Raw genomic sequence first — 5,765 nt, forward strand, 5'->3', positions numbered from 1 at the left:
CACCGGCGGCGGCGCGCCAGCTCGATGTCGAGCTCGTGGTCGAACCCACGCACGGACAGGCTGACCTCGCGGCCCAGGTTGATGCTGGCCACCAGCAGCCCCAGCACGCCCACCACCGCCAGCCCGGTGGGCAGGTAGGGCAGCCGGAAACCGATCACCGCGTCCACCGCCAGCGCCAGGCTGGTGCCGACGAACGCGCCCAGCGCCAGGTACAGCATCAGGCAGGCGCGCAGGATCAACCGCGCGCGGCGGCGATGGCGCAGGATCTGCTCCTCCAGCTCACCGCGGGTCATCTCGTCACCGCCTTCGAGCTGGGCGATGATCGAGCGCAGGCGGTCCACCACGCGGGCGAGGCGAGCATTGGCCGAGATCAGCAGCGAACCGGTGGCCGCCATCAGCAGGGCGGGGGCCAGCATCGACGTCAGGATGCCGTAGTGGTCCAGCGCTTGGTTGGGGTACACGGGCCACCTCGTTTTCGTCTTGCCTGAAGTATGATGCGGCGGTCCCCCTTGCCGCCAGCCACGCATGCCCAGCCACGAGCAGAACCTGATCTGGATCGACCTGGAGATGACCGGCCTGGACCCCGACACCGACTCGGTGATCGAGATCGCCACCCTGGTCACCGACAGCCAGCTCAACATCCTGGCCGAGGGGCCTGAGTTGGCCATAGCGCACCCGCTGGCGCGGCTCGAGGCCATGGACGATTGGAACCGCGGCACCCACACCCGGTCGGGCCTGTGGCAGCGCGTGCTCGACAGCCAGGTGGACATGGCGCAGGCCGAGGCCCAGACGGTCGCGTTCCTCAGCCAATGGGTGCCCGCCGGCAAGTCGCCGATCTGCGGCAACTCCATCTGCCAGGACCGCCGCTTCCTGGTCCGGCACATGCCGAGGCTGGAGCGCTATTTCCACTACCGCAATCTCGACGTGTCCACGCTCAAGGAACTGGCGCGGCGCTGGTCGCCGGCACTGTTGGACGGTTTCGCGAAGGTCGGTGCGCACACCGCGCTGTCCGATATCCGCGAATCGGTGAAGGAGCTGGCGCACTACCGCCAGCACATGGGCAAGCTGGGCGGGCACTGAGGCAACTCGCATGACACTACGTTGGGTTCCCGCGGCGGCGCTGCTGTTGTCCACCGTGCTTGCGGCTCCGGCCGCGGCGCTCGACCAGAAGGCCCTGGACGCGTATGCCCGCGAGGTCTGGACCACGCGCGACGGTTTGCCGCACAACCAGGTCAACTCCATCGCCCAGACGCCCGAGGGCTACCTGTGGTTCGCCACCTGGGAAGGCGTGGTGCGCTACAACGGCCAGGAGTTCCGCTCCTTCGGCCGCAACAACGTGCCGGAGATGCTGGACAGCGGCATCCGCTCGGTCACCGTCGGTCCTAGCGGGGCGCTGGTGGTGGCTACTTCCCGCGGCGGCGTCAGCGTGCTGCGCGGGGAAACCTGGAGCACCTACACCACCAACAACGGCCTGACCCAGAACGAGACCTTCGCGGCGCTGGAAGACCGCCGGGGCCGGCTGTGGATAGCCACCGAGAACCGCGGCATCACGCGGCTGGACGGCGGCAAGGCGGCGGTTTTCAATACCGGCAACGGCCTTCCTTCGGACGTGGGTTATGCCCTTGTGGAAGACGGCACCGGGGCCGTCTGGATCGCCACCGGCGAAGGCATCGCCCGGCTTGAGGGCGAGCGCGTGCAGGCGTTCTCCACCGAGGCCGGCCTGCCCGACGGCGCCGCCTTCAGCCTGGCGGTTGCGCCGGACGGCGGGCTTTACGTGGGCACCGAACAAGGCCTGTTCCTGGGCCGTAGCGGTCGCTTCGAGCGCGTGGCCGAGGTGCCCGCCGTGGCCATCGCCAGCCTGCAGCTGGACGAGCAGGGCAGCCTGTGGATCGGTTCGGTGAACCGCGGCCTGATGCGGCTGGGCAGCCGCGGGCTGGAGCGATTCAACACGGGCGACGGCTTGCCCAACAATCGCGTGGCCTCGCTGTTCGCCGACCGCGAAGGCAGCCTGTGGGTGGGCACCAACGCCGGACTGATGCGCTTCGCCGACACGCCTTTCGTCACCATCGACAGCCACCAGGGCCTGGCGGACGACTACGTGCGTGCCCTGCTGCAGACCCGCGCCGGCGACGTTCTGATCGGCAGCAGCCGGGGCCTGGATTTCTGGCGCGACGAGACGGTCACGTCCACGGTTGGCCTGGAGAGCGAGTCGGTGCTCAGCCTGGCCGAAGACAGGGCCGGCAACATCTGGATCGGCACGTACTCCACGGGCCTGGTGCGATGGTCCGACGGCGCCATCCAGGAGCGCTTCACCAGCGCCGACGTGCTGCCGTCCAACCAGGTGCGTGCTGTCATCGAGGGTCGTGACGGCACGCTCTGGGTCGGCACCGCGCGCGGCCTGATGCGCCGCAAAGACGGCGTGTCGGTGAGCCTGGGCGAGAAGGACGGCCTGCCGCGCGACTTCGTGCTCAGCCTTCGTGAAGCGGCTGACGGCAGCGTGTGGGTTGGAACCTCCAACGGTGCCGGCCACCTGCAGGGCGACAAGATCACTGCGCTCGACCTGACGTCGATGGACGGCGCGCAGGATGTATTCGGAATGCACGAGGACGACGACGGCACGATGTGGTTCGCCACCGATCGCGGCGTGGTGCGCCTGCGCAAGGGCGCGCTGAGCATCATCGGCGGCCGCCAGGGCCTTCCGGTGGACGCGGTGTTCCAGCTGGTGGTGGACAACTACGGCAACTTCTGGCTCACGTCCAACGCCGGCGTGGTGTACGTGCGCCGCGACGACATGGAGGCCGTGGCCGACGGCAGCGGGTCACGCCTGGACTACCAGCAGTTCGCCGAAGCCGACGGCATGGGCAGCGCCCAGTGCAATGGCGGAGCCGGCCCGGCGGCGCTGCGGGCCGACAACGGCAGCATCTGGGTGGCTACGGCCAAGGGCGTTTCGGTGGTGCAGCCCGACCAGCTGCCGCGCTACCAGGTGGCGCCGCCGCCGGTGGTGATCGAGGGCCTGCGCGTGGACGACGCCAACGCCAGCGCCAGCGGCAACCTGGTGCTGCCGCCGGGCACGCGCAAGCTCGAGCTGGACTACGTCAGCCTGAGCTACCGCACGCCCGAGCAGATCCGCTACCGCTACCGGCTCGAGGGCTTCGACAACAGCTGGGTGGAGCGCAGCACGCGCCGCAATGCCCAGTACACCAACCTGCCGCCGGGCCAGTACCGGTTCCAGGTCAGCGCCGCGCAGCGCGGCAGCGGCTGGAGCCCGGAAACGGCGTCGGTGAACTTTGAGATCCAGCCGAGGTTCTACCAGCGTCCGTGGTTCCTGCCTGCCGCCGGGTCGCTGATGGCGCTGTTCCTGTACGGGCTGTACCGCGCCCGCGTAAGCCAGCTCAAGGCGCGCGAGGCGCAGCTGAGCCGGATCGTCGACGACCGCACCAAGGCCCTGAGTGAGAAGAACGGCGAGCTGGAGCTCAAGAACGAAACCATCCGAAAACAGTCCGAGGTCTTCGAGCAGCTGGCGCGCACCGATGCGCTCACCGGCCTGCCCAATCGCCGCAGCATGGACGAGAGCCTGGCGCTGGCCTACCAGGACGCGGTGCTGGGCGACCAGCCGCTGTGCTTCGGGCTGCTGGACATTGACCATTTCAAGCGCATCAACGACGGCTTCTCGCACGACGTCGGCGACGAAGCGCTGCGCCGGGTGGCGGCAGTGATGCAGAAGGAAATGGGCCGCGAGCAGATCGGCCGCTGGCGCGGCGACGAGCGGGTGGCGCGCTGGGGTGGCGAGGAGTTCGCCATCCTGTTCCCGCATGCACAAGTCGCCAAGGCCCTCGAACAGGCCGAGCGCCTGCGCGCCGCCATCGAGGCGATCGACTGCAGCGACTTCGCGCCCGGGCTGCGAATTACCGCCAGCATCGGCGTGGCCGAGCGCACCGGGCTGTCGCACCACGAGCGGCTGGTGTCGCGCGCCGACGAACGCCTGTACCAGGCCAAGCACGCCGGTCGGAACCGGGTGATGGCCTGATCAGCCGCGGTCGGGGTCTTCCACGGCGCTGGTGATCTGTTCCAGCGGACGGCCGTCGGCGTCGTGGTGGTACACGTGCAGGTCGCGCTGCGGGAAGGGAATGGACACCCCGGCCTGGGCGAAGTCCCGATGGATGGCTTCGGTCAGTTCGCTGCGGGACACCACGAAGTCCGGCGTCTTCACCCACGTGCGCAGCACCAGGTTGACGCTGCTCTCGCCCAGGTCGGTCACCAGCACGTCGGTGGCCGGCTCGGCCAGCACCTGGGGATGGGCCTTGGCGATGCCCAGCAGCACGTCGCGGGCATGGCGGATGTCGTCGCCGTAGCCCACGCCGACCGCGATGTCGATGCGCCGCTCGCCGCGCGAGGTGAAGTTGACGATGGGCGCGGTGGTGATCTGGCTGTTGGGCAGGTAGATGTCGTGGTTCTGGTAGGCGCGCAGCACGGTCTGGAAGATGCGCACGCTTTCGACGATGCCTTCCTGGCCGGCGATCTGCACCGCGTCGCCGGCGCGGAAGGGCCGCAGCATGATCAGCATCACGCCCGAGGCGATGTTCGACAGCGAGTCCTTCAGCGCCAGGCCGATGGCCAGGCCCGCGGCGCCCAGCACGGCCAGCAGGGACGTGGTGGGTACGCCCAGCGAATCCAGCGCAGCCACCAGCACCACCACCAGCGCGATGGCGTAGGCGAGGTTGCGCAGGAATTCGCGCAGGATCGCTTCAACGCCGAAGCGCGTCATGCCCCGGTCCAGCGCCTTGCTCAGCAGGCGGGCCAGCCACAGGCCCACCAGCGCGATGACCAGGGCGATCGCGATGCGCCAGATCCAGTCCGAAGCCGCGGCGCGCGCGACCAGGTCGCCCAACATGCCCACCATGCCCGGCTCTGGCGCTGCCGCCGCCATCAGCCGGCCTTGAGCTTCGCCAGGCGAAGCCAGGTGTCAACGACGGTGTCGGGGTTGAGCGACACCGACTCGATGCCTTCCTGCATCAGCCAGTCGGCCAGGTCGGGGTGGTCGGACGGACCCTGTCCGCAGATGCCGATGTACTTGCCCTTGGCGCGCGCGGCGCGGATGGCCATCGACAGCAGCTTCTTCACCGCCGGGTCGCGTTCGTCGAACAGGTCGGCCACCACGGCCGAGTCACGATCCAGGCCCAGGGTGAGCTGGGTGAGGTCGTTGGAGCCGATGGAGAATCCGTCGAACAGCTCCAGGAACTCGTCGGCCAGCAGTGCGTTCGACGGCACTTCGCACATCATGATCACCTTCAGGCCGTTCTCGCCGCGCACCAGGCCGTTGGCGGCCAGGGTCTCGATGACCGCGCGGCCCTCGCCCAGCGTGCGCACGAACGGGATCATGATCCAGCAGTTGGTCAGGCCCATCTGGTCGCGCACTTTATGCACGGCCTGGCACTCGAGCGCGAAGCAGTCGCGGAAGTCCGGGTGCACGTAGCGCGAGGCGCCGCGGAAACCGATCATCGGATTTTCCTCGTGCGGCTCGTACTGGGCCCCGCCGACCAGGCCGGCGTATTCGTTGGACTTGAAGTCCGACAGGCGCACGATGACGGTGTTGGGCGCGAACGCCGCGGTGAGGGTGGAGATGCCCTCGGCCAGGCGGTCGACGTAGAAGCTCACCGGGTCGGCATAGCCTGCGATGATGGTGTCGATCTTGGCTTTCAGGTCGGCCGGCTGCTTGTCGTACTCCAGCAGAGCGCGCGGATGCACGCCGATCTGGCGGGCGATGA

At 68.8% G+C, this 5,765-nt stretch carries 5 protein-coding genes; 2 read left to right on the forward strand and 3 right to left on the reverse strand.

The window, feature by feature from the left end; translation table 11 throughout:
- Positions 1–461: DUF2721 domain-containing protein (locus K0M70_RS15160; RefSeq protein WP_290783361.1), on the reverse strand; the 461-nt coding region annotated here is incomplete at its 3' end.
- A gap of 64 nt (positions 462–525) precedes the next feature.
- On the opposite strand from K0M70_RS15160, the gene orn reads away from it, so the two are divergent.
- Both orn and K0M70_RS15170 read left to right on the forward strand, forming a co-directional pair.
- Complete coding sequence (gene orn / locus K0M70_RS15165; RefSeq protein WP_290783363.1) at positions 526–1,080, forward strand: oligoribonuclease; 555 nt, start codon at positions 526–528, stop codon at positions 1,078–1,080.
- 10 nt (positions 1,081–1,090) lie between these two features.
- Complete coding sequence (locus tag K0M70_RS15170; RefSeq protein WP_290783365.1) at positions 1,091–4,027, forward strand: ligand-binding sensor domain-containing diguanylate cyclase; 2,937 nt, start codon at positions 1,091–1,093, stop codon at positions 4,025–4,027.
- On the opposite strand, the gene K0M70_RS15175 is transcribed toward K0M70_RS15170, so the two are convergent.
- Both K0M70_RS15175 and K0M70_RS15180 read right to left on the reverse strand, forming a co-directional pair.
- Positions 4,028–4,900 carry a mechanosensitive ion channel domain-containing protein gene (locus tag K0M70_RS15175; RefSeq protein WP_290783367.1) on the reverse strand — a complete coding sequence of 291 codons (873 nt, stop codon included), beginning with the start codon at positions 4,898–4,900 and terminating at the stop codon, positions 4,028–4,030.
- 26 nt (positions 4,901–4,926) lie between these two features.
- On the reverse strand, positions 4,927–5,765 hold an 839-nt coding region (locus tag K0M70_RS15180; RefSeq protein WP_343211225.1), incomplete at its 5' end, for a putative PEP-binding protein.

The sequence above is a fragment of the Arenimonas sp. genome (assembly GCF_019459675.1).
In the GTDB taxonomy this organism is placed as follows: Bacteria; Pseudomonadota; Gammaproteobacteria; order Xanthomonadales; family Xanthomonadaceae; genus Arenimonas.